The organism is Haloimpatiens myeolchijeotgali (assembly GCF_042688525.2).
GTDB lineage: Bacteria > Bacillota > Clostridia > Clostridiales > Clostridiaceae > Haloimpatiens.
This window is the reverse complement of record NZ_JBHWAB010000001.1, coordinates 3,793,890-3,820,150: the sequence shown is the minus strand read 5'-3', so window position 1 is coordinate 3,820,150 and position 26,261 is coordinate 3,793,890. Positions and strand designations below refer to the sequence as shown.

Sequence of the window (26,261 nt, the reverse complement as noted above, 5' to 3'; positions counted from 1 at the left end):
AGATTAAGTATAGATATTTTTAGTTTGAAAGATAGAATTTTAGGAGGGGTTTGGATGAAAGATACAGATAAAAGGGCTAAAATGTTAGGAGAAGAGAAAATACCAAAAGTATTAATAAAACTTGCTATACCAGCTATTGTAGCAATGTTAGTCAATGCAGTTTATAATTTAGTAGATACTATGTTTGTTGGAATGTTAAATAACACTAGTGCCATTGGAGCTATTTCTATAGCATTTCCTATTTTTATGATAATAGGTGCATTTGGTCAAATGTTTGGGGTAGGAGCTGGATCATATATATCCAGATTGTTAGGAGAAAATAATAAGGAAATGGCTGATAAAACAACTTCAACAACATTTTTTACAAGTTTAGGTTGTGGAGTTTTGTTTACAATAGTAGGGCTTATATTTCTTGAACCTATATTAAAAATATTTGGAGCAACAGATACTATAATGCCCTTTGCAAAAGATTATTCAAGAATATTAGTATTAGGTTCTGTTTTTACAGTAATGAATATGACTTTAAATAATATGATTAGAGCAGAAGGCAATGCTAAATATAGCATGGTTGCTATAAGTTTAGGAGCAGGAATTAATATTGCTTTAGATCCTATTTTTATGTTTAGTTTAGGAATGGGAATCAAAGGAGCTGCTTTAGCTACTGTATTAGCTCAAAGTATATCCTCAGTATATTTAATATATTATTTTATTGCTAAAAAGAGCTATATAAAGATATCTTTAAAATATTTTGCACCATCAAAACAAATATATAATGAGATAATGAAGATAGGTATGGCTACTTTTGCTAGGCAGGCACTTGCAAGTTTATCTATGGGATTGATAAATATAGCATCTAAACCTTATGGTGATGCTGCGGTAGCATCAATGGGAATTACGTTTAGAATACTTTCTATAGGATTATTTGTAATATTTGGATATAATCAAGGATTCCAACCAGTAGCGGGATATAATTATGGTGCTAAACAATATAAAAGACTAAAAGAAGCAATAAAAGTATCTTTAAAATGGACTACAGTGTTTTCTATATTGATGACGTTAGTATTTATGTTTTTTGCTAAAAATATAGTTTGTGTTTTTAGTAAAGATCCAGAAGTAATAAAAATAGGAGCGAAAACACTTAGAGCTGTAACGTTATTTTTCCCATTGTTTGGTTTTCAACAAGTATATGCTTCATTGTTTCAATCATTGGGTAAGGGCAAGGAAGCTCTTTTATTATCAATTTCAAGGCAAGGGATTTTTCTTATACCTTCCATTTTAATACTACCTAAATTATTTGAATTAAATGGTGTAATATTTAGTCAAACTATTGCAGATTTTTGTACTATAATAGTTACAGCTATACTTGCAGTGAAAATTCATAAACATTTAAATGAAGAAGAAAACTGCTGTTATACTAATCAATTAACTTAAAGAAGTAAAGAAAATTCACAATTATATTACATTAAACCTTTATTTACCAAAGGAATGTGAGAACTAGTGTTGAATATATAAACAACGAAAGGATACAATACATTTTATATATATATAAAATTAATACAATATTTAATAAAATACTGAAAATGGTATAGAATTTACTGAAAATTTGATATATAATTTTATATATATGAAAATAATATATTTTAGTTTAAAACTAAAATATATTATTTTTACATAAATTTAAAAGAGATATAGTATTATTGTAAGAATTAATAGTTAATAAAATAATAGATAATTAAGAAAATTTTGTAGAATTATAGATTATTATTTATTGATTGTTAATTGTATAAAGGGGAGGGGATAAAATGACTGTAAAAGAAAGAGTTGAATCTCTTAGAAAATTAATGAAAGATAGAAATATTGATGCTTATATTATTCCAAGTTTTGATGCGCATCAAAGTGAATATGTAGCAGATCACTGGAAGGCAAGAGCATGGATATCTGGATTTACAGGTTCTGCAGGAACTGCAGTAATTACTAACAAAGAAAATGGATTATGGACAGATGGAAGATATTTTATACAAGCAGCAAAACAATTAAAAGGATCAGGTATTAATTTATTTAAGATGGGTCAACCTAATGTTCCTACTTTCATTGATTGGCTTTATGATATTTTAGATGAAAATGCTGTTGTTGGATTTGATGGTAGAGTATTTTCTGTTTCAGATATTAAAAAAATGGAGAAAAAGTTTTCTAAAAAGAATATAAAGATAAATGTAAAATATGATTTAATTAATTTGATTTGGAAGGATAGACCTGCAATACCAATGGATAAAATATTTATTCATGATGTAAAATATGCAGGAAAATCAAGAAGTGAGAAGATAAATGAAGTTAGAAAACATATGAAAGAAAAAGGAGCAACAACATATTTATTAACAAGTTTAGATGATATAGCTTGGCTTTATAATATAAGAGGAAATGATGTAAACAACAATCCTGTTGTTACTGCATACGCTTTAATTAAAGAAAACGAGTCCTATCTTTTTATATCAAAAGAAAAAGTTTCTAAAGATATTGAAGAAGAATTATGTAAAGAGGGCGTTAAGGTAAGAGAATATAATGAAATACAAAAATATATAGAAGATTTAAAAGATGATGATAGTGTATTATATGATCCAGTTAAAACTAATTCATGGCTTTATAGTTTAATGCCAAATAATTGCGAAAAAATTGAGGAAGATAATATAACTACACTTATGAAAGCTGTTAAGAATGATGTAGAAATAGGAAATCTTAAGAAATGTCATGTAAGAGACGGAGTGGCAATGGTAAAATTCTTATATTGGTTAAAAAACAATGTAGGAAAAGAAAAGATTACAGAAATAACTGCATCAGATAAAATTGAGAATTTAAGAAGTCAGCAGCAAAACTTCAAAGAAATAAGTTTTGATACTATAGCAGGATATAAAGACCATGCAGCTATGATGCATTATAAGGCAACGCCTGATATAACATATGAACTTGAAAATGAAGGAATGCTTTTAGTAGATTCAGGCGGACAATATTTAGATGGTACTACAGACATTACAAGAACTATAGTACTTGGAAAATTAACTGATGAAGAAAAATTTGATTATACACTTGTTTTAAAATCGCACATAGCTCTAGCAACAGTTAAATTTTTATATGGATGTACAGGAACACATCTTGATGCTATAGCAAGACAACCTGTTTGGAAGTATGGTTTAGATTATAAATGTGGAACAGGACATGGAGTAGGATTTTTCTTGAATGTTCATGAAGGTCCTCATAGAATAAGTCCAGCACTAAATAGTGTTAAGATGGAAGATGGAATGATAATAACTAACGAACCTGGTATATATAAAGAAGGTAAGCATGGTATAAGAACAGAAAATGAATTGTTAGTTGTTAAAGATGAAAAAACTGATTGTGGACAATTTATGAGATTTGAATCTGTAACATATTGTCCATATGATTTAGAAGGTATAAAAGTTGAAATGTTAACTGAAGATGAAAAAGAATATGTAAATAACTATCATAAAATGGTATATAAAAAACTTTCACCATACCTAAATAAAGAAGAACAAAATTGGCTTGCAAACGCCACAAAAGAAATTTAGTGGAAAGCATGTATCGCTTATTTATATATTAAGCGGTATGTGCTTTTTTTATAATTTATTACTAAATTGAAAGTTTTTTGTGGTATATATGACTTTTTTCTAATTTCTATATTGTTAGATATAATGTCTTTTGTATAAAAGTAGAAAAAAGGTATATAAATGAAGTAAAATATAATAGGTGATGTAAAATGATAGAAACTAGAAAATTAACATTCTATACTTTGGCTCAACTATGCAGTTATACTAAGACTGCGGAAAAGTTGAATATAACCCAACCTGCTGTTTCACAGCATATTAAATATTTAGAAGAAGAATATGGAGTACAATTGATAAGAAAAGAAGGTAGAAAGGTTTACTTAACAGAAGAAGGAGAAATTTTTTATAAACATATAGAAAAAGTTTTTTCTATGGAAGAAGAAGTAGCACGTATTTTACAAAATCAAAATTCTATCATAAAAAAATACAGTTTAGGTGCTACTAAAACTATTGGTGCATATTTAATTCCTGATATTTTAGGAAAATATAAAATTAATTTTCCTAATCATGAAGTGATTTTAGAGGTTGATAATACTGAAGAAATTTTAAATAAATTAGATGAGGGAAAATTAGATTTGGCATTGATTGAAGGAGAATTCAATAAAAAAAAGTACAATAATACATTACTAAAACTAGATGAATTAGTATTAGTAGTTTCAAAAATGCATCCTTTTGCAAAGAAAAGGGAGGTTACTTTAAAAGAAATATTAAAGCAAAATCTTATTACAAGAGAAATAGGATCAGGTACAAGAAAAATTATTGAAAAACATTTTCAATCTAATGGGTATATAGAAAAGGATTGGAATACGTTTATGGAAATAGGAGATATTACAGCAATTAAGTCTTTAGTAAAATGGAATTTAGGATATAGTTTTATTTCAAGAGAAGCAGTAAAAAAAGAAGTAGAAGAGAAAAGTTTAGTAGTTATAGATGTTAAAGATTTTAAAATGCAGAGAGGATTTTATTTTGTATGGAAAAAAGAAAAGAAGATTAGTTTTATTAGTGATTTTATAAAATTTTCAAAAAGATGTATTATATAGTTAAAATAAATAGGGAAAACAATAGGGGGATGGCTTAATGAATAATAAACAATTTTTTGATGAGGTTGCTTCTAAATGGGATGAAATGTGTCATCATGATGAGAAAAAAATGAATAAGATAATAGGTTTATCAGAGGTAAAAGAGGGTTCAAAAATTCTTGATGTTGGAACTGGTACAGGTATTTTAATAAGTTATTTACTTAAAACTAATCCATCTAAAATAAAAGCAGTAGATATATCAGAAAATATGATTAAAGTAGCTAAACAAAAATACAGTGATAGTAAAGTTGAATTTGTAGTAAAAAATGTATTAGAATTTGAAGAGAAGAGATTTGATTACATATTTTTATATTCTGTTTACCCTCATTTTAAATATAAAGATAAAGTAATTTCACATCTTTCAGATCTTCTTAATAAGTCAGGTAAATTAATAATTGCTCATTCTGATAGCAAAGAGAGAATTAATGAAATTCATAGAAAAAGAGAAGTTGTAAAAGATGATGTACTGCCTTCAGGTAAAGATACAGCAGATTTAATGTCAAAATATCTGAAAGTTAATATGATTATAGATAGTGTTGATATGTATTATGTAAGTGGAATCAAAACTAAATTATAAAGAAGTATTGACCTTAGCCTTAGGCTAAGGTTTATACTTTATATAGGTTAACTGTTATTATAAAAAAATCTCTAGGGATTATACTAATAATTTGAGGTGAAATTAGTGAGTAGAGAATATTCTATAAAACAAGCATCAGATATGTTAAATATATCTACTAATAAGATTAGATTTTATGAAAAAAAGGGGCTTATTAAGAGTAAAAGAAACATTAATAATAACTATAGATATTTTGAAGAAGAAGATCTGCTTAAAATAGAGGTCATATTAATGTATAGAACTTTAGATATATCGCTTGAAGATATCAAGGATATTATGAAAAATAATTATGAGGATAATGTGTTGGATCATTTTTATAAACAATGGCAAATTATTAATGATAAAATACACAACATGAGATTAATAAAAGACTGTCTTCAAGAGATAATGGATAATATATATGAAAAACGAGATAAAAATTATATAAAGAGTATTATGGGATGTACTAAAAAAATGAGTGATACAAAAAAAATAACAACTAGTTGGAAAGACAAATGGGATTTTGATAATTGGGCTAATACATATGATGAATGTATACAAAAAGATAATACAAAAGGTAAAATTCCAATATATATAAATTATGATAAAGTTCTTGAAGAGGTTTATGATAATGCTATTAAAAATAAAAATAGTGATGTAAAAGTGTTAGATATAGGAGTTGGAACTGGGAATCTTTCAAAAAAGTTTTTAGTTCAAAGATATAATATTATTGGAATAGATCAGTCAAGAGAAATGTTAAATGTAGCTAAACGAAAATTGCCTAACTTAAAAGTAAGGCTAGGAGAATTTTTAAAAATACCTTTTGAAAACAATACATTTGATATTATTGTATCGACGTATGCATTTCATCATTTAAATGATGAAGAAAAGAAAGCTGCTTTTAAAGAAATGTTTAGAGTATTAAACAATGATGGGATAATTGTATTAGGAGATTTAATGTTTAAAAGCAAAACTGATAAAGAAAAAGTATTAAGTGAGTTTACACAAGAACAAATTGAAGAGGTAGAAGATGAGTATTATTCAAATATAGAATTATTAAAAACTGAAGTAAACAAATATAATAAAAAACTTAAATATAAAAGAATAGATATTCTTAATTTTATGGTTAAAGTTTGTTAGATTAACTTTGACAGTCATAAAAAATTAAATTTAAATAAATTTTTAATAGTAACAAGAATACTAGTAATGATACATACTTATATGCTAGTAAACTTGTTACTATAATTTTATCATGAAATGTTTAAGTTTTTATTATTGGCTTTAACAATAGAAGATATATTTCCAACTATTTTTTTTGCTATTTCTGGTTTGTTCATAGTATATATATGTATTCCAGGTACTCCATATGAAAGAAGTTCAATTATTTGTTCACTTGCATATGCAATACCAGCATCTTTTAATGCTTCAGGGTTATTTTCATATTTGTTTATTATACATGCTAAATTTTCAGGGATAGAAGTACCACATAAAGAGATTATATGTTTAATTTGTTGTTTATTAATAATAGGCATTATGCCAACTTCTATTGGGATGTTTATATCAAATTGTTTTACTTGATTTTTAAAATTAAAAAATAATTTATTATCAAAAAATAATTGAGTTATTAAAAAATCAACACCATACTTACATTTCTGTTTTAGGTAATATAAATCTGTATTTAAATTTTTATACTGCTCATGTCCTTCAGGATAACAGGCTCCAGCAATACAAAAATCTGTATAGTTTTTTATATGCTTGATTAAGTCTGAAGAATGATTATAGTGGATAGAGGGTAAAATTTCAGAATTAGAATCTTTTGGAACATCACCTCTAAGTGCTAAAATATTTTTGACATTATTTTGTTGTAAACTATATAGTATGTTGTTAATTTCCTCTTTTGTTGATGTTAAACAAGTTAAATGTGCTAATGATTCTATATTATATTTATTTTTTATAAGAGAAGATATTTCTATAGTAGTATCCTTGGTACTTCCACCAGCTCCATATGTTACACTTATATAATCAGGGTTTAAAATAGCTAGTTCATCAAGTGTTTTATAAATAGTTTTTATTGAATAAGTTTTTTTGGTGGAAAAATCTCAAAAGAAATAACTGTTTGTTTTTTGAAAAAAAGTCTTTTATGTACATTAATAATCCTCCATCCTTTGTAAAAAAAATGCTGCTTTCGATAAGAAAGCAGCTGAGTTTACAAATTACAATGGGGGGTAATATAATCAACTGATTTCTTATCTCTCAGAATAAAACTCTGTAGGAATTAACACCGTGTACTAAGTACCGGTTGTCGGGTTTCATAGGGCCAGTCCCTCCACCGCTCGTGATAAGAAAATATGAATTTTAGTTATTATTTTAAATAATTTTTAAAGATATGTCAATATTTTTTGAAAAATTTTTAAAAAGAAATTTATTATAGGTATATTTCAAAAAAAATATGTAGTAATATGTAAAAATTATGCTATTATATATATTAAAACAAAATAGGGTATATTGAGGTGAGTTTATTGGAAGTGAATAAAAGCCAGGTTTTAAGATATTTAGGATATAATAATCAAGCAGTAGATAAAAAAATGGAAGAATTAATAGACAATTGCATGAAAGAAATAAATATATATTCAAAAAGTAAATATACATATAAAATATTTAATATACAAAAAGTAAATGATGATATTAAGCTTTTAGGAAGTAATTTAGTACTAAGGGGGAAAAATATAAAATGTCATTTAAAAGATTCAAGTATGTGTGCAGTTATGGCAGTCACTCTTGGAATTATGGCAGATAATAAAATAAGATGTTATGAAAAATTTAATTTAACAAAAGCAACAATATTAGATGCTTGTGCTACAGCAGCAGTAGAAAAATTATGTGATGAAGTTCAGAACAAGATAAGAAAAGAAGCTGAAAGATTAGGATTTGGAATTACTTATAGGTATAGTCCAGGGTATGGGGATTTTTCTATAACAATTCAAGAGGATATAATAAATGCATTAGATACGTACAAAAATATGGGTCTTACTTGTAATGAAAATTATATACTTCTTCCTAGAAAATCTGTAACAGCTATAATAGGATTTCAAGATAAGCATATTGTAAGTGAAAAGCCACAATGTAAGCAATGTAGTAGTTATGATAAATGTATTTATAGAAAAAGGGGAGGATATTGTGAATGTTAAGAATTTATTAGGCAAAGAATTTATATTATTTGATGGTGCAATGGGTACAATGCTTCAACAAAGAGGATTAAAAGCAGGTGATATTCCTGAAACATTTAATATAATTCATCCTGAAATTATTACTTCTATTCACCAAAAATATATTGAGTCGGGGGCTAACATAATAACTGCTAATACCTTTGGTGCAAATGAATATAAACTGAAAAAAACAGGTTATACGGTAGAAGAAATAATAACTAAAGCAGTTGAGCTTGCCCAAAAAGCTAAGGGTGATAAAAATGTAGCATTAGATATTGGGCCAATAGGACAACTTATGGAACCTATGGGAACTTTAAGTTTTGAGAAAGCATATGAAATGTTTAAAAGGGAAGTAAGAGCAGGAGTAAAAGCGGGTTGCGATTTGATTTTAATAGAGACCATTTCAGATATATATGAAGCTAAAGCAGCAGTACTTGCAGCAAAAGAAAATAGTGATCTACCTGTATTTTGTACTATGACTTTTGGAGAAGATGGAAGGACACTTACAGGTACAGATCCTCTTACTATGGTAATGGTACTTGAAGGGTTAGGAGTAGATGTTTTAGGAATAAATTGCTCTTTAGGTCCTAAAAAAATATTACCTTTAGTGGAGAAAATAATAAAATATTCATCTACTCCTGTTATGGTACAACCCAATGCAGGACTTCCAAAAGTTGAAGGAGATAAAACTGTATATGATTGTACTCCAGAACAATTTAGTAGTTATATAAAAACTATGGCTGAAAAAGGTGCAATTGTATTTGGAGGATGTTGTGGAACTAATGAAAAATATATAGAAGAAAGTAAAAAAGTTTTAAAAGATATTTTACCTATGAAAATTTCACAAAAGAAGATAACAGCAGTAACATCTTCGTCTAAAACAGTTATTTTTGGTAAAAATCTAAGAATAGTTGGTGAAAGATTAAATCCTACTGGAAGAAAAAAACTTAAAGAAGCACTTAGAAATAATAAGGTAGATTACATACTTAAAGAGGCATTAAATCAAAAGGAAGAAGGAGCGGATATTCTTGATGTAAATGCAGGGCTTCCTGAAATTGATGAAAAAGAAGTTATGGTAAAGTTAGTAAAAGAAATTCAATCAATAACAAACATTCCTCTTCAAATAGATAGTTCTAATGCAGATGTAATTGAAAACGCAGTTAGAATATATAATGGAAAACCAATTATAAATTCTGTAAATGGAACAGAGGAAGTTATGGAAAAAATATTTCCTATAGTAAAAAAATATGGAGCTTGTGTTATAGGACTTACATTAGATGAAAATGGAATACCTCCAAAAGCAGAGGATAGAGTAAGAATTGCAGAAAAAATTGTTACTACAGCAAAAAGATATGGAATACCAAAAGAAAATATATTTATAGATTGTTTGGTTTTAACAGCATCAGCACAACAAGCTGAAGTTATGGAAACAATTAAAGCTGTTAAATTGATTAAGGAAAAGGTTAAGGTTAATACTTTACTTGGAGTTACAAATATATCTTATGGATTACCAAATAGAGATAGTTTAAATTCAACATTTTTGATAATGGCTATGCAAAATGGACTTAATGCATCAATATTAAATACTAGTAAAAAAGAAATAATGGATTCTATATATGCTTTTAATGTTTTAACTAATGTGGATAAAAATGCGCAAAACTATGTAGAAAGATATTCAAATGTGGATAAAAAATCAGCTGCTGTGAATAACTTTTCTATGAACGAATATGAAAAGCTAGAGGAAATTGTTATTCACGGATTAAAAGATCAAGTTTGTAAGAAGACAGAAAAACTTTTAGAAACTATGGAGTGTATGGAAATAGTAAACAAGCATTTAATTCCTGTACTTGATATTGTAGGAGAAAAATATGAAAAAGGTGAAATTTTTCTTCCTCAACTTATACAATCTGCAGAAACTGTTAAAGAGGCATTTCAGATTATAAAAAATAATATATCGGAAAGTACTGATGAAAAAATATCAAAAGGTAAAATAATACTTGCTACTGTAAAAGGAGATATCCATGATATAGGTAAAAATATAGTGAAAGTTCTCTTAGAAAACTATGGATTTGAAGTTGTTGACTTAGGTAAGGATGTACCAATAGAATGTGTAGTAGAAACTGCAAAAAAAGAAAACATAAAACTTATAGGACTAAGTGCATTAATGACTACAACAGTAAAAAGTATGGAAGATACAATAAAAGCGCTTAGAGAGAATAAGGTAAATTGTTCTGTTTTTGTTGGAGGGGCAGTTTTAAATCAAGAGTATGCAGATATGATTGGTGCTGATTATTATGCTAAAGATGCAAAACAATCTGTAGATATAGCAAGAAAGTTTTTTAGTAATTAATTTTGTAGATAAAAGTCAAAGTAAAAAGTATAAAGTTGACATATGTACAAAGATAGAGTACAATAATTAAAAATAAATAATGAAACTTTACCAAAGCATAAATACTTTAACTTGGTCCTGTGAGGCCAGAAAGGAGGAAATATGATGGTTTGGTCTTTTTGCCATACAAATCTACAAATGAATACTTCAAAAAAACAAAATATTTTCAATGAAGATATTTTAGTAAATGTATTTTTTGGTTTAGTTAATAATAATGATAAATATAAGGGTAGTAGAGGAATTGAATAATCGATTCTTTTGCTATCCTTTTTTTTCATGAGGAGGTTAAAATATGAAAGCGCGATTAATATTAGAAAATGGAGTAACATTTGATGGATTTGCATTTGGATATTTAGAAGAAAGTGTTGGAGAAGTTGTTTTTAATACAGGAATGACAGGATATCAAGAAATTTTAACTGACCCATCTTATTATGGTCAAATAGTAACAATGACATATCCTCTTATAGGAAATTATGGAGTTAACTTAGAAGATTTAGAGTCAAGAAATCCAAAAGTAAAAGGATTTATAGTGAGAGAAAAAGCTGACTGTCCAAATAACTGGAGATGTGAAATGAAATTAGAGCAATACCTAAAGCAAAATAAAATAGTTGGATTAGAAGGTATTGATACAAGGGCATTAACAAAAATATTAAGAAATAATGGAACAATGAAAGGAATAATTACTTTAAAAGAACTTACAAAGAATGAAATTGAAGAAAAATTTAATGCATTTCACAATAAGGAAGCTGTAAAAAATGTTACAACAAAAGATGTATACAGAATAGAAGGTAATGGAAAACACGTTGCTGTTATGGATTTTGGTATAAAACAAAATATTATACGATCATTTAAGGAAAGAGATTGCAAACTAACAGTATTTCCAGCGTATACAAAAGCAGATGAAATATTAAAAGAAAATCCAGATTTAATATTTTTATCAAATGGACCTGGAGATCCAGAAGATCTACCAGAAGTAGTTGAGACAATTAAACAATTAGTAGGTAAAAAACCTATAGTTGGAATATGTTTAGGTCATCAGCTTTTGGCATTAACTCTTGGAGGAAGTACTACAAAATTAAAGTTTGGACACAGAGGATGTAATCATCCCGTAAAAGATTTGGAAGAAAATAGAGTTCATATAACATCTCAAAATCATGGATACGTAGTAAAAGATTTACCACAAAACATGGTAGTTACACATTTAAGTGTTAATGATAATTCTATAGAAGGAATGAAACATAAGACACTACCAATATTTAGTGTGCAATTCCATCCTGAAGCTTGTCCAGGACCAAAAGACAGTATAGGTATTTTTGATAGATTTCTTGAACTAGCAGAATAATAGTGTAAGTTACTAAAAGTTTTGATAAGGAGGATACGTATGGGAAAGGATAATAATATAAAGAAAGTACTTGTAATTGGCTCAGGTCCTATAATTATAGGACAAGCAGCAGAGTTTGATTATTCGGGAACACAAGCTTGTGAAGCTTTAAAAGAAGAGGGAATGGAAGTAGTTTTAATAAATAGTAATCCAGCAACGATAATGACAGATAAAGAAGTTGCAGATAAAGTATATATAGAACCATTAACAGTAGAATTTGTAGAGAAAGTAATAGAGAAAGAGAGACCAGACAGCGTACTTGCTGGAATGGGAGGACAAACAGGATTAAACTTAGCAGTAGAATTATATGATAAAGGTATATTAGATAAGTATAATGTTAGAGTTATTGGAACTTCAATAGAATCTATAAAAAAAGGTGAAGATAGGGAAAGCTTTAGAAAAGTAATGAAAGATATTAACCAACCTGTTACAGAAAGTGAAATAGTTACAGAGATAGAGGCAGGGAAAAAATTTGCAAATAAAATTGGATATCCTGTAATAGTTAGACCGGCATATACACTTGGGGGAACAGGTGGAGGAATAGCTGAAACTGAAGAAGAGCTTGTAGAAATTTTAGAAAGTGGACTTGTATTAAGCCCGGTTGGACAAGTTCTTCTTGAAAAGAGTATAAAAGGTTGGAAAGAAATTGAATATGAGGTTATGAGGGATTCTTACGGAAACTGTATAACTGTATGTAATATGGAAAATATAGATCCAGTAGGAATACACACTGGAGATAGTATAGTGGTAGCTCCAAGTCAAACTTTATCTGATAAGGAATACCAAATGCTTAGAAGTGCATCTATAGATATAATAAATGCTATAGAAATAGAAGGTGGATGTAATGTACAATTTGCACTTAATCCAGATAGTTTTGAGTATGCAGTTATAGAAATTAATCCTAGAGTAAGTCGTTCATCAGCGTTAGCATCAAAAGCTACAGGTTATCCAATTGCGAAAGTAGCGGCAAAGATATCATTAGGATATGGATTGGATGAAATAAAGAATGCAGTAACACAAAAAACATATGCTTGTTTTGAACCATCATTAGATTATGTAGTTGTAAAAATTCCTAAATGGCCTTTTGATAAATTTCAGCATGCGGATAGAAACTTAGGTACTAAAATGATGGCAACTGGAGAAATAATGTCAATAGGTAGTAACTTTGAAGCAGCATTCTTAAAAGGAATACGTTCGCTAGAGATAGGAAAGTATTCATTAGAACACACAAAAGTTTCAAATATGGATTTAAGAGAACTAAGAGAAAGCGTTAAAGTGCCTAATGATGAAAGAATATTTGTATTAGCTGAAATGTTGAGAAGGGGATATAGTGTATACAAAGTATCAGAAATTACTGGTATAGATAGATTCTTTGTAAATAAAATTAAGTGGATTGTAGATGAAGAAGAAAAATTAAAGAATTCCACTGTAGATGATTTAAGTAAAGAATGGGTTTATACACTTAAGAAAAAAGGATTTTCTGATAAAGCTGTTGCAGATTTCTTAAAAGTAAGTCCAAACACTATATATGAATTAAGAAAAATATGGAATATAAAACCAGTATATAAGATGGTTGATACTTGTGGAGGAGAATTTGAAGCATTATCTCCATATTATTATTCAACATATGATATATATGATGAAGTAGAAGTAAGTGATAAGAGAAAAATAATGGTAATAGGTTCAGGACCTATAAGAATAGGACAGGGTATAGAATTCGACTATGCTTCAGTTCATAGTGTAAAAGCACTTAGAAAATTAGGAATAGAAACAATAATAGTAAATAATAACCCAGAAACAGTAAGTACAGATTTTGATGTATCTGATAAATTATATTTTGAACCTTTAACAGAAGAAGATGTATTCAATATTATAGAAAAAGAAAAACCAGAAGGGGTTATATTACAGTTTGGAGGACAAACATCTATAAAATTAGCTAAGTTCTTAGGAGAAAAGAATATACCAATACTTGGAACAAGTCCTGAACAAATTGATGAAGCAGAGGATAGAGAGAAGTTTGATGCACTTTTAGAAAAATTAGATATAAGAAGACCAAAAGGAAAAGGTGTGTGGAACTTAGAAGAAGGACTAAAGGAAGCACAAAATTTAGGATATCCTGTACTTGTAAGACCTTCCTATGTATTAGGGGGACAGGGTATGGAAATTACTCATGATGAAAAAGAACTTGCACATTACTTAAAAGATGCATTTATAAGAGATAAGAAAAATCCTGTTCTTATAGATAGATATTTAACAGGAAGAGAGATTGAAGTAGATGCTATATGTGATGGAGAAGAAATATTAATACCTGGAATTATGGAACATTTAGAAAGAGCAGGAGTACACTCTGGTGACAGTATAACAATTTATCCTAGTATAAATATATGTGAGAAAATAAAACAAAAGATATTAGAGTATACTGAAAAAATAGCTCTTGAAATTGGAATAGTAGGTATGATAAATATTCAGTTTATAGAATTTAAAGGGGAACTTTACGTAATAGAAGTTAATCCTCGTGCTAGCCGTACAGTACCTTATATAAGTAAAGTAAGTAAGGTTCCAATAGTAGATTTAGCAACAAGAGTTATGATGGGAGAAAAACTTAAAAACTTAGGATACGGAAAAGGAATATATAAAGAGGCAGATATAGTAGCAGTAAAGGTTCCTGTGTTTTCAACAGAAAAGTTGCCAAGGGTAGAAGTAAGCTTAGGACCTGAAATGAAATCAACGGGAGAAGTACTTGGAGTAGGAAAAACTTTTGAAGAAGCATTATATAAAGGTTTTGTAGCAGCTAAGAGAAAAATACCAAACAAAAATGGAGTTATTTTAGCAACTATAAATTCACATGATAAAGCTGAATTTTTACAAATAGCGAAGGAATTTAGCAAGGTAGGCTATAAGTTTATGGCAACAAAGGGAACAACACAGTTGTTAAGAAATGAAAATATAGAAGCTGATGAAATTAATAAAATAAAAGATGGAAGCCCTAATATATTAGATGTAATTAGAAGTGGAAATGTAGATTGTGTTATAAATACCCCTACTAAAGGAAATGATTCAGAAAGAGATGGATTTAAAATTAGAAGAACAGCTATTGAAAGTAATGTTCAAATATTTACTGCACTAGATACTGTGAAAGCCGCTGTAGATATTATGGAAAAGAATATTAATGATGACGAATTACAAGTATTTAATATGGCAGAATAATTAAATAACTGATTAGCTAGTGACTAGAGAGTTACAAAGAATTTTATGTAACTTTTTAGTTACTAGCTTTTTTATGTAATATGTACTTTTGCTTTTTATTAAAATATGTTAAATAAATTACAAATTGTCATTTTATTTCATAAAAATGAAATAATAAAGAAATTTGATATTTGTAATACTGTAATGGTATAATATATTACATATGTATACACACATAATTATAGTAAAAAAATATCAATTATTTTAATTTTAATGTGCAAGTATAACTTTCAAAAAATAATTCATATTAATAGTATGAACATGTCATCTTTTGTCTAACCTTAAAATAAATTCAATTTTGTATCTACATAATAAACATATAGAAAGGATAGGAATAATGTGTCAGTATTAGATAAGATTATATCTTTGCTTAAATTTACAGAAAACAGGCAACTTTTCAAAACTTCTAATAAAGAAAATGATAGTATAATAGAATGTGATGATTTTAAATTTTTACAAACACTTATAGATACAATACCTAATCCTATATTTTTTAAAGATGAAAAAGGTATTTATAGACATTGTAATACTGCTTTTGTAGAATACTTAGGAATAAAAAAAGAAGACATTATAGGTTTTAGAGTATATGATATTCATGATGAGAAACTTGCAGATATATATTATAAAGCAGATAATGAGTTGTTAAGAAATGGCGGTAAGCAAATATACGAAGCTAAAGTTAAATATAAAAATAAAGAACTAAGAGATGTATTATTTACTAAAGCAGTTTTTATTGATAACTATGGTAAAATTTCAGGAATAGTTGGTAATATAATTGATATTACCGAGAGAAAAGAAGCAGAAGAAAAAGTAAGAAGATTATCAAAAATAAAAGAGGCTATGTTAGAAATAAATCATGCAGTACTTAGAATAAATAATATAAATGAATTACTTGATTTGATTTTACAAAAGACATTTAAATCAATAAATAATGCAGATCTTGCTTGTATATTAACTTTAGATAAGAATGAAAACCTAACAATTGCATCATGTATAGGGTATGATTCTGAAAAAGCTAAAAATTTTAATTTAAAATTAAAAGAGTCATTTATATGGCATAAAACAAGAGGGCAAATAGACAAAACAGTCATTATTAATGATATTCAAACTATACTTAAAGATATGTTTCCTAAAATATTATATAATAAAGAGGAAATTAAAGTAGAGTCTAGTATTAGTGCACCTATTATCATAAAAGGCAGATTATATGGATTAGTAAACATGGATAGTAGGAATAACTATGTATATGATGAAACTGATATAGAAATTATGGAGTATATTAGGAATCAAATTGCAATGGCTATTACAAACCATAAATTATATGAAAAAACTATATATTTATCTAGATATGATAAATTAACTAATCTTTATAACAGAAGGTATTTTGAAGAATTAGTTGATAAGTATATTGATTTAGCTGCAAAATGCGAAAAAAATTTTTTGCTAGTAGTATTTGATTTAAATAGATTAAAATTTGTTAACGATAACTATGGACATTTGGCAGGAGATAAATTAATAAAAACTTTTGCAAATGGACTTGAAGAATATATAGATTGTTCTGATATTGTAGCTAGATTTGGAGGAGATGAATTTATCGGAATATATTCAAATATAGAATTACAAGCTTTAATAAAAAAATTAGAGGATTTGGTCATATGTTTTAAAGATAATCCATTGGAGTTTGAAGGGAAAAAAATTGTGTGCAGTTTTAGTTATGGGATTTCTAGATTTGATGAAGATACTACTAGTTATAATGAATTAGTTAGGATTGCTGATGAAAGAATGTATGAGTATAAACAGGACCGAAAGTAACAGTTCTTTTAACTTATTATGGGGGGAATACTTAATGAAGAATGTGTTAGCAATAATGGGAAGTGCTAGAAAAATGAAAAATACAGATACATTATTAGATAATGTATTAAAGGTGTTTAAAGATAAAGATGTTGAAATTAAAAAAGTATATTTAAAGGATTTAAACATATCGCTTTGTACTGCATGTAATTATTGTGGTAAAACAGGAAAATGTGCTATTAATGATGATATGAAACAGCTGTATGATTCTTTTAATAATAGCGATGGAATAATAGTTGCTTCTCCTCTTTATTTTAATACTGTAAGTAGTTTAACAAAAATTATGATTGATAGATGTCAAATGTATTGGGGAAGTAAGTATCAATTAAAGAATTCTTCTATTGATAGAAATAAAAAAAGAATTGGTATGTTTTTATGTGTTGGAGGTTCACCTTATAAAAAAGATCAATTTAATGCGTGTATTCCTGTAATGGATTTATTTTTTAAAGCGATAAATGCAAATTATAAATATAATTTTTTTGTATCTAATACTGATAAAGAGAAAATTTGTGATAGAGAAGATATATTAAAGAAAGCATATGAAGTGGCAAATGAATTTTTTAATGATTTATAAAAAATAATATTATAAAGTATAAGTAGTGTAATTTGAAGTATATAAGCGCATATTTATCATTGTTATAAAATTAACAAAATGAACAAAAAAATATAAATGTTCTTTTTGTTGAAAAACTTAATTTCATTTAATACAATCCTATATGTTAGAACATTAATAATTTTATATTAGGTAATACTAATATTTAATTAAATTGATTAGGAGGAAATTAAATGAAAAAAATTTGCATGTCATTTTTAATAGCTATTATTACTATATTTTCAATAACTGGTTGTGCAAAAAAACAGGTAAGTGAAGAGAAAAAGACAATAAGTGGTACAAAAACTATGAAAGTAGCAGTTATGCCAAGTGATGCTTCAGTTCCTGTTATCATTGCAAAAAATAATGGATATTTTAAACAAGAAGGTATAGATGTAGATGTAAAACTATTTAGAAGTGCAAAAGATAGAGATAGTGCTCTTCATACTAATAATATGAATGGAGCTATATATGATTTGTTAACAGCTACTTTATCCAATGATAGTGGATTTAATATAAAAGCTACATCATTAACAAATGGTAGTTTTAAGATGGTAGGTAACGTAAATTCAGTTAAGGATTTAAAAGATAAAAGCATAGGAATATCTAAAAATACTTTAATAGAATATTATACAGATAAAATATTAGAAGAAAATAATATGACTGAAAAAGATGTTAAAAAAATAGAAATACCACAAATACCTGTAAGATTAGAAATGTTAAAAAATAAAAAAATAGACGCAGCTACTCTTCCAGATCCTCTTGCTACACTTTCAATAGAGCAAGGTGCTAAGCTCTTGAGTAGTTCAGAAGAACTAGGATTAAATATAGGTGTAGTTATATTTAATGAAGATTATATTAAAAAACATGAAGAAGAAATAAAAGCATTTTATCGTGCTTACAATAAAGCTGTAAGTTATTTAGAAAAAGAACCTACAGAAAAATATGTAGATGTACTTATAAAAGAACTTGGTTTTCCTAAAAATATAAAAGATACTATTAAATTACCAAAGTATACTAAAGCTAAAATTCCTTCAAAGAAAACGGTTGAGGATGTAATAGAGTGGCTTTCTGAAAAAAAATTGATTAAAAAATCATTAAAATATTCTGATGTAGTAGAGGATAAATTTGTGAAATAAATTAACTTTTAAAGTTAATAAATCTGGACTACTATAAATGATATTTAATACTTTTATACTTTGATTTTTTATGATAATATATCACTATATAACTTATCAGTGGTTATCTTAGTGATAATCTACGTTCAAATATTTAGAGAATAATCTTTAGATATTTGTTGTATAAAAAAATAATAACCTAACAGAGAAGAAAAGCTGATCTGAAAGGGAATTAGATATAAGTAAAATTTACTTTGGATAATGTCTAAAGTTTATTTGATATGTTTTCTAACTTTCCTTTATAGGAAAGTTTTTTTATTGGTAGCATTGTAAAAAATTTAACATAGTTGGTTATAAAAATGTTATTTTTAAGGAGGAATTTAAAATGAAAAAAATAGCAGTTATAAGTGCTATTTTAGAAGAGCCTGAAAAATGTCAAAAAGAGTTTAATGAAGTTGTAGCTAGTTTCAAGGGAATAATAAGAGGAAGAATGGGAATACCATTTGAAGAAGGAATTTCAGTAATTTCCATTACAGTTATAGGAGAATTAAATGACATAAATAGTTTAACAGGTAAGCTTGGAAATATTCCTCATGTTTTAGTAAAAACATCAATATCTAAGAAGGAAATAAGTGTATGAAAAAGTTAATTGATAAATTATTTAAAGAAAATTATTTAAATGGTCAAGAATTATTAGAATTGCTTAATAATATTACTGAGGAATCTAAAGAATATCTTATGCAAAAAGCTCACGAAACAAGTATTAATACTTATAGTAATAAAGTTTTTATGAGAGGATTAATAGAATTTACTAACTATTGTAAAAGAAATTGTGTTTACTGTGGTATAAGGGCTTCAAATAAAAATGCAGATAGATATAGATTATCTCTTGAAGAAATTTTATATGTTTGTGATATGGGAGATAGGCTTGGATATAAGACTTTTGTTCTCCAAGGGGGAGAAGATGATTATTATACTGATGATAAGATTGTTGAAATTGTAAGTGCTATTAAAGAAAAGCATCCAAATTCCGCAGTAACTCTTTCGATAGGAGAAAAGTCTTATGAAGCATATAAGAAATATTATGATGCTGGGGCAGATAGATATTTATTAAGACATGAAACAGCATCAAGAGAATTGTATAAAAAACTTCATCCTAATGCAAGTTTTGAAAATAGAATTCAATGTTTATGGAATTTAAAAGACATTGGATATCAAGTGGGTTCTGGGTTTATGGTACAACTTCCAGGACAAACTAATGAAGATTATGTAAAAGATTTGTTGTTTTTAAAGAAACTTAGTCCTCATATGGTTGGAATCGGACCATTTATTTCACACAAGGATACTCCATTGAGAAAAGAAAAAAATGGAACAGTAGAAGTAACTACTACATTACTTTCAATTATAAGATTACTCTTACCAGACGTATTATTACCAGCAACTACGGCGTTAGGTACTATAGATCCACTTGGAAGAGAAAAGGGATTAAAGGCAGGGGCAAATGTTGTAATGCCTAATTTATCACCAATATCAGTGAGAAAAAAATATTCATTATATGATGGTAAAATATGTACCGGAGATGAGGCAGCAGAATGCAGAAAATGTATAGAAGGAAGAATAAATAAAGCAGGCTTTACCGTAGATTTATCAAGAGGAGACAATATTAACTGGAGGAGGAAATAGTGATGTTTATAAATCATGAGTATATTGAAAACTTGCTAGAGGAAGCTAAAAGAGCTACTAAGAAAGATATACAAGAGGTACTTGAAAAAGCCAAAAAGAAAAAAGGATTATCTCATGAAGATATAGCAATTTTGTTACAAATTGAAGATGAAGAGCAATTAAGGGAAATGTATAAAATAGCAGGTGAGATTAAAGAATCTATTTATGGAAAAAGAGTAGTTATTTTTGCACCACTATATATAAGTAACTATTGTGTAAACAACTGTCTTTACTGTGGATATAAAAAATGTAATGAGTTTAAAAGAACAAAATTAAATAGAAAACAAATTCAACAAGAAGTAAAAATATTAGAAAAAATGGGTCATAAAAGGTTAGCGCTTGAAGCAGGAGAAGATCCAGTAAATTGTGATATAGATTATGTTTTAGATGCAATAGATGCTATATATTCAACACAAAATGAAAATGGTGTTATTAGAAGAATAAATGTAAATATTGCAGCAACAACTGTAGAAAATTATAGAAAATTAAAAGCGGCTAAGATAGGAACATATATTTTATTTCAAGAAACATACCATAAACCAACTTATGAAAAAATGCACCCAAGATGTTTAAAAGGAGATTATGAATATCATCTTTACGCTTTTGATAGAGCTATGGAAGGTGGAATAGATGATGTTGGTGGAGGAGTATTGTTTGGACTTGCAGATCCTAAATTTGAAGTATTATCACTTATGATTCACAATGAACATTTAGAGAAAGAACATGGTGTAGGATTTCATACAATATCTGTTCCAAGACTTAAAAAAGCAGAAGGTATGAATTTGAGCATGTTTCCACATTTAGTAGATGATGAAACATTTAAAAAGATAGTGGCTATTATAAGAATAGCAGTACCATTTACAGGTATTATATTATCTACAAGGGAAACAGCAGAAATGAGAAAAGAAGCATTAAGATATGGTGTATCTCAAATTAGTGCAGGTTCATGTACTGGAGTTGGTGGTTATAAGGAACATGAAGATGGTAGAAGTGTTGATCAATTTGATTTATCAGATCATAGAAGTCCTATTGAAATATTAAATGAACTAATTGATGATAAATATATACCAAGTTATTGTACAGCATGTTATAGAAAAGGAAGAACTGGCGATAGATTTATGAGACTTGCAAAATCAGGACAAATTCAAAATGTATGTGGTCCTAATGCTATGATGACTTTAATGGAATTTGTTCTTGATTATGGTGATGAAGAATTATATAAAAAAGCTGAAGATTTAATACGTGAGGAAGCTAAGAAAATCAAAAGAGAAGATGTGAGAGAATTAGTTCTTAATAATATAGAAAGACTAAAAAAGGGAGAAAGGGACGTTTTCCTTTAGTTATTAAAGTGCTGGGAGGTTAATCATGAATAATACACCTAATGCAAATAGAAAGCATATAGCTTTATACGGAAAAAGAAATGTAGGAAAATCATCTTTGATAAATTCTATTATAGGACAAGATATTTCTCTTGTATCTGATGTGAAAGGTACAACAACAGATCCTGTGTCTAAATCAATGGAATTAATTCCTTTAGGACCAGTTGTTTTTATTGATACTGCTGGGCTTGATGATAAAGGAACACTTGGAGAAATGAGAGTTGAAAGAACTCTTAAAATACTTGAAAGAACTGATTTTGCAATATATGTTATGGATATAAATGATATAGATAAAGAAGCTTATGAACAAACAGTTAGAAGCTTTAAAAAATTTAATATTCCTTATATAACTGTTATTAATAAAATAGACACAGTAAATGAAGAAGAGTTACAAAAGATTAAAAATGGGTTTGAAGATGCAGTATATGTATCAGCTAATAATATGAATAGCATATTAGAATTAAAGGATGTATTAATCGAAAGAATAAAAGAGGAAGATGATGATCCACCAATAATAGGAGACATACTTCCATATAATAGTAAAGTAATAATGGTTGTGCCAATTGATTCTGAAGCACCTAAAGGAAGAATAATTCTTCCACAGGTTCAGTTAATTAGGGATTGTTTAGATAATGGTATAAAAAGCTATGTTGTAAGAGATACAGAATTAAAAGAAGCATTAAATGACATAAAAGATGTAGACTTAGTGGTTACAGATTCTCAAGCTTTTAAAAAAGTAAGTAAAATAGTACCATCACATATCAAACTTACAAGTTTCTCTATATTATTTGCAAGACATAAAGGTGATTTGAATGTCTTTTTAGAAGGTATTTCTAAAATTAAAGAGTTAGATGAAAATTCAAAGATACTAATATCAGAGAGTTGTACTCATAATGTTTCTCATGAAGATATAGGTAGAGTTAAAATTCCTAGGATGTTAAGTAAGCTTATAGGAAAAAAATTAGATTTTGAGTTTAAAATGGGACATGATTTTCCAAAAGATATAGAGAAATATGATTTAATAATTCACTGTGCTTCATGTATGTTAAACAGAAAAACTATGCAAACTAGGATACAAATGTGTAGAGAAAAAGGAGTAAGCATAACTAATTATGGTGTGATATTAGCTTACTTAACAGGAATACTAGATAGAAGTGTAGAGATTTTTGAAACTATACAAAAACACATGTAGATTAAGTTTTAAGGGAAAATATATTCTTGACAATATACAAGAATATTAATATAATACAAATAATTAATTTTTATAATGTAATATTTTAAAGTGATGAAGGAGAGGAAAATATCATAATATTAACTACAGAGAGCTAACAAATGGTGAGAGTTAGTGTTAAAGGTTGATATATATAGTAGCTCCAGAACTTCCAATTTGAACGATTACCAGTAGATGAGGACGTTTGCCTACGATATAAGGCTTAGGGTTCGAATGTAATTAAAACAATTGTGTATTTCTGACCTGAACAATGAGGCAGTTAGTATAACTGTAAATTAGGGTGGTACCGCGATAATAATCTTTCGTCCCTATGAATAAGAATTCATAGGGTGAAAGATTTTTTTTATAAATAATTAAGGGAGGTCAAAAAAGTGAACAAAAGAAAAAAAGATACAATAATAGTTGGAATGGCATTATTTGCTATGTTTTTTGGAGCTGGAAATTTAATTTTTCCACCAGCCTTAGGAATGTTATCAGGTGAAAATTGGATAGTATGCGGTTTAGGCTTTTTCTTAACTGCAGTTGGAATGCCTTTAATTGGAATGATTGCTGTATCTAAAGCAGGTGGAACAATTGATGATGTAGGCAATAAGGTGAATCCTACTTTTAGTAAAATATTTTCTACTATAGTAATTTTAGCTATAGGACCACTTCTTGCAATACCTAGAACAGGAGCTACAACTTTTGAAATGGGAATAAAACCTATATTCCCAAATGTAAATCCTATAATTATTTCAATAATATTTTTTAGTTTAACACTTTATTTTGTAATTAAACCTTCAGAAATCGTTGATAAAGTTGCAAAGATACTAACACCAATATTACTAATAATTATATTTATAATAATAATAAAAGGAATTATCTCACCAATAGGAAATCCAAGTGTTCATATGAATACAAATCCATTTTCTAAAGGGTTTACTGAAGGATATCAAACAATGGATGCATTAGCTTCTTTAGTTTTTGGTGGAGTAATATTGAATTCTATTATGATTAAGGGGTACACTGAAGAAAAAGAACAGATAAAATTAACTATAAGATCAAGTGTAATAGCAGCAATAGGATTAGCTGTTGTTTATGGAGGGTTAATGTATCTTGGAGCATCAGCTAATACTATATTTGCACAAGATATACAAAAGACAGATTTATTAATAGGAATTACACATAATTTATTTGGGAACGCAGGTAAAATTGCTTTAGGTATAGTAGTTTCTCTTGCATGTCTTACTACGTCAATAGGGCTTACAGCAACAGTAGGATGTTTTTTCAACAAATTAACTAATGATAAAATCAGCTATCAATTAATAGTAATTATAACTGTAATATTTAGTGGGATATTTGCAATTACAGGAGTTGAAAAAATAGTTAGTGTTGCAGTTCCAATGTTGGTTACAGTTTATCCAATAGCAATTGTATTAATCTTAATGAATGCATTTAATAATTATATACCTAAGAATGCATATGTTGGAGCTGTATTAGGAGCATTATTGGTAAGTTTATATGATGGTATTACAGTGATGAATATAAAAATTAGTTTTTTAACAAATATAATAAATAAAATACCTTTTGTAAATTATGGTTTTGGTTGGCTAATTCCATCAATCATAGGGGGGATAATTACTACAGTTATTTTAAAGAATAAGTCATGTTTAAATAATAAATTTAAATAAAAATATCTCCTTTACATATTTTTTTAAATTAATGTTGAAAATATATATATGAGATTTATAAGATTTATTATTTATGGATTAGCAGGATGGTGTGTAGAAATCTTCTGGACGGGTTTAGGTTCATTATTAAAAGGGGATATAACACTGCATGGTTGGACGTACATATGGATGTTCCCTATATATGGTTTGTTGATCTTTGCTGAACCTATACATGATAAGATAAGAGAATGGCCAGCAATTTTTAGAGGAGGTGTGTATGCCTTATTAATATTAACAACAGAATTTGTTACTGGTACATTATTATGCAGTATATTGGGGTCATGTCCATGGATATATGAAGATACTCCATATACTATTAATGGAATAATTAGATTGGATTATGCACCATTTTGGTTTATTGCTGGATTGTTATTTGAAAAGCTTCATGATATTTTAATAGAAATGATGAATATAAAATACCATAATGAAATTTAATATATGATATTTACTAAGGGGATGTCCCCTTAGTATTTTTTGCTTAGTTCACGAGTAACAATTTTATCTAGAATTTCACCAGAAGTATATATAATATCATTGCATCCTTTTGTTTCGCTTCTATACATAGGCTTTAGTTCTGCACAATTTCTAGATTTAAGTTTTTCTTCAAATTTATTATGGAATTCTTGTACTAATTCTTTTAAATGATCACTTTTATGAGCTACTTCATTAGTAAATAAAATACCTAAAACTGCCAAAGAACCAGTTAATGCTCCACAAGTATCTTCTTTAAACATTCCACCACTAAAAGGAGCTAATGCTTTCAATGTTTTTTTATCTAAGTTTAAATTATAAGCTTCATTAGCGGCATATATCATTGTTTCAGAACAACTTAAGTCATATCTACTTTTGTCTCTATATTTTTTTATTATTTCAGTTAACATATGTATTCTCCTTTCTAAATAATTAAACTTTTATAGGTAGAGAAATGGACGCTACGGGAAATAATATCTTGAGCTGAAACATTTCATTTCCCTTTGATAGACAGTATTTTTTTACTGCGAAAGTTGAGTTATGTGTTAATAAAGCAAGATTTATAGCATTGTCTTTTTATTGTGCGAAAATTAACTTAATTATATTTTAGTAAATGTAGTAAAATATCGCAAGGTATATTTGCAATAAAGTCTACAAAATAAATAGTTGCGATTT

20 protein-coding genes, 1 pseudogene, 1 riboswitch and 1 other annotated feature are annotated in these 26,261 nt (G+C 27.6%); of the genes and pseudogenes, 19 read left to right on the top strand and 2 right to left on the bottom strand.

Translation table 11 applies throughout. The features are described from left to right. The first annotated feature begins 54 nt into the window (after positions 1–54). From ACFIJ5_RS17155 to ACFIJ5_RS17135, 5 genes are all read left to right on the top strand, one after another. The gene (locus tag ACFIJ5_RS17155; RefSeq protein WP_379809234.1) at positions 55–1,431 is read left to right on the top strand and encodes an MATE family efflux transporter; all 1,377 of its coding nucleotides are present in this window, start codon (positions 55–57) and stop codon (positions 1,429–1,431) included. Positions 1,432–1,802: 371 nt separating this feature from the next. Continuing rightward, complete coding sequence (locus tag ACFIJ5_RS17150) at positions 1,803–3,581, top strand: aminopeptidase P family protein (RefSeq protein ID WP_379809232.1); 1,779 nt, start codon at positions 1,803–1,805, stop codon at positions 3,579–3,581. Positions 3,582–3,769: 188 nt separating this feature from the next. Next, positions 3,770–4,657, top strand: a complete 888-nt coding sequence (locus tag ACFIJ5_RS17145) for a LysR family transcriptional regulator (protein WP_379809230.1) — start codon at positions 3,770–3,772, stop codon at positions 4,655–4,657. A gap of 37 nt (positions 4,658–4,694) precedes the next feature. Further along, positions 4,695–5,273 (top strand): class I SAM-dependent methyltransferase, encoded by a 579-nt coding sequence (locus ACFIJ5_RS17140; protein ID WP_379809228.1) that lies wholly within the window; start codon positions 4,695–4,697, stop codon positions 5,271–5,273. Between the two features lie 105 nt (positions 5,274–5,378). Next, positions 5,379–6,431 (top strand): MerR family transcriptional regulator, encoded by a 1,053-nt coding sequence (locus ACFIJ5_RS17135; protein WP_379809226.1) that lies wholly within the window; start codon positions 5,379–5,381, stop codon positions 6,429–6,431. 110 nt (positions 6,432–6,541) lie between these two features. Here the strand turns inward: ACFIJ5_RS17135 and metF are convergent. After that, positions 6,542–7,443: pseudogene (gene metF / locus ACFIJ5_RS17130) on the bottom strand (methylenetetrahydrofolate reductase [NAD(P)H]). Between the two features lie 91 nt (positions 7,444–7,534). After that, positions 7,535–7,636, bottom strand: a riboswitch (SAM riboswitch). Between the two features lie 174 nt (positions 7,637–7,810). On the opposite strand from metF, the gene ACFIJ5_RS17125 reads away from it, so the two are divergent. The 14 genes from ACFIJ5_RS17125 (at position 7,811) to ACFIJ5_RS17060 (ending at position 25,550) form a co-directional block, all read left to right on the top strand. Beyond that, entirely contained in the window at positions 7,811–8,479 is a 669-nt protein-coding gene (locus ACFIJ5_RS17125) for a methionine synthase (protein ID WP_379809224.1), read from the top strand. After that, entirely contained in the window at positions 8,469–10,847 is a 2,379-nt protein-coding gene (locus ACFIJ5_RS17120; protein WP_379809222.1) for a homocysteine S-methyltransferase family protein, read from the top strand. The genes ACFIJ5_RS17125 and ACFIJ5_RS17120 overlap by 11 nt, the downstream gene beginning before the upstream one ends. Positions 10,848–10,991: 144 nt before the next feature. Continuing rightward, positions 10,992–11,135, top strand: coding sequence for a hypothetical protein (locus ACFIJ5_RS17115; RefSeq protein ID WP_379809220.1), 144 nt, complete (start codon positions 10,992–10,994; stop codon positions 11,133–11,135). Positions 11,136–11,178: 43 nt separating this feature from the next. Beyond that, complete coding sequence (gene carA, locus ACFIJ5_RS17110; protein WP_379809218.1) at positions 11,179–12,228, top strand: glutamine-hydrolyzing carbamoyl-phosphate synthase small subunit; 1,050 nt, start codon at positions 11,179–11,181, stop codon at positions 12,226–12,228. 39 nt (positions 12,229–12,267) lie between these two features. Further along, positions 12,268–15,474 (top strand): carbamoyl-phosphate synthase large subunit, encoded by a 3,207-nt coding sequence (gene carB / locus ACFIJ5_RS17105; protein ID WP_379809215.1) that lies wholly within the window; start codon positions 12,268–12,270, stop codon positions 15,472–15,474. A 378-nt stretch (positions 15,475–15,852) separates the two neighbouring features. Next, a complete protein-coding gene (locus tag ACFIJ5_RS17100; protein ID WP_379809212.1) occupies positions 15,853–17,325 on the top strand; it encodes a sensor domain-containing diguanylate cyclase in 1,473 nt (490 codons plus the stop codon). A gap of 34 nt (positions 17,326–17,359) precedes the next feature. After that, complete coding sequence (locus tag ACFIJ5_RS17095) at positions 17,360–17,938, top strand: flavodoxin family protein (protein WP_379809210.1); 579 nt, start codon at positions 17,360–17,362, stop codon at positions 17,936–17,938. Between the two features lie 212 nt (positions 17,939–18,150). Then, the gene (locus tag ACFIJ5_RS17090; protein ID WP_379809208.1) at positions 18,151–19,095 is read left to right on the top strand and encodes an ABC transporter substrate-binding protein; all 945 of its coding nucleotides are present in this window, start codon (positions 18,151–18,153) and stop codon (positions 19,093–19,095) included. A gap of 364 nt (positions 19,096–19,459) precedes the next feature. Further along, positions 19,460–19,714 carry a TM1266 family iron-only hydrogenase system putative regulator gene (locus ACFIJ5_RS17085; protein WP_379809205.1) on the top strand — a complete coding sequence of 85 codons (255 nt, stop codon included), beginning with the start codon at positions 19,460–19,462 and terminating at the stop codon, positions 19,712–19,714. Then, positions 19,711–20,757 (top strand): [FeFe] hydrogenase H-cluster radical SAM maturase HydE, encoded by a 1,047-nt coding sequence (gene hydE / locus ACFIJ5_RS17080; RefSeq protein ID WP_379809203.1) that lies wholly within the window; start codon positions 19,711–19,713, stop codon positions 20,755–20,757. Before ACFIJ5_RS17085 ends, hydE begins: the two co-directional genes overlap by 4 nt. 2 nt (positions 20,758–20,759) lie before the next feature. Then, positions 20,760–22,136, top strand: a complete 1,377-nt coding sequence (gene hydG / locus ACFIJ5_RS17075; protein WP_379809201.1) for a [FeFe] hydrogenase H-cluster radical SAM maturase HydG — start codon at positions 20,760–20,762, stop codon at positions 22,134–22,136. Between the two features lie 25 nt (positions 22,137–22,161). Beyond that, entirely contained in the window at positions 22,162–23,367 is a 1,206-nt protein-coding gene (gene hydF, locus ACFIJ5_RS17070; protein ID WP_379809199.1) for a [FeFe] hydrogenase H-cluster maturation GTPase HydF, read from the top strand. 84 nt (positions 23,368–23,451) lie between these two features. Then, positions 23,452–23,719: a binding site (T-box leader), on the top strand. Between the two features lie 58 nt (positions 23,720–23,777). Then, complete coding sequence (brnQ, locus tag ACFIJ5_RS17065) at positions 23,778–25,076, top strand: branched-chain amino acid transport system II carrier protein (protein WP_379809197.1); 1,299 nt, start codon at positions 23,778–23,780, stop codon at positions 25,074–25,076. A 48-nt stretch (positions 25,077–25,124) separates the two neighbouring features. Beyond that, on the top strand, positions 25,125–25,550 hold the full coding sequence (locus ACFIJ5_RS17060) for a putative ABC transporter permease (protein ID WP_379809195.1): 426 nt from the start codon (positions 25,125–25,127) through the stop codon (positions 25,548–25,550). A gap of 29 nt (positions 25,551–25,579) precedes the next feature. Here the strand turns inward: ACFIJ5_RS17060 and ACFIJ5_RS17055 are convergent, their stop codons facing one another. Beyond that, positions 25,580–25,996 carry a C-GCAxxG-C-C family (seleno)protein gene (locus tag ACFIJ5_RS17055; protein WP_379809193.1) on the bottom strand — a complete coding sequence of 139 codons (417 nt, stop codon included), beginning with the start codon at positions 25,994–25,996 and terminating at the stop codon, positions 25,580–25,582. Between the last annotated feature and the right edge of the window lie 265 nt (positions 25,997–26,261).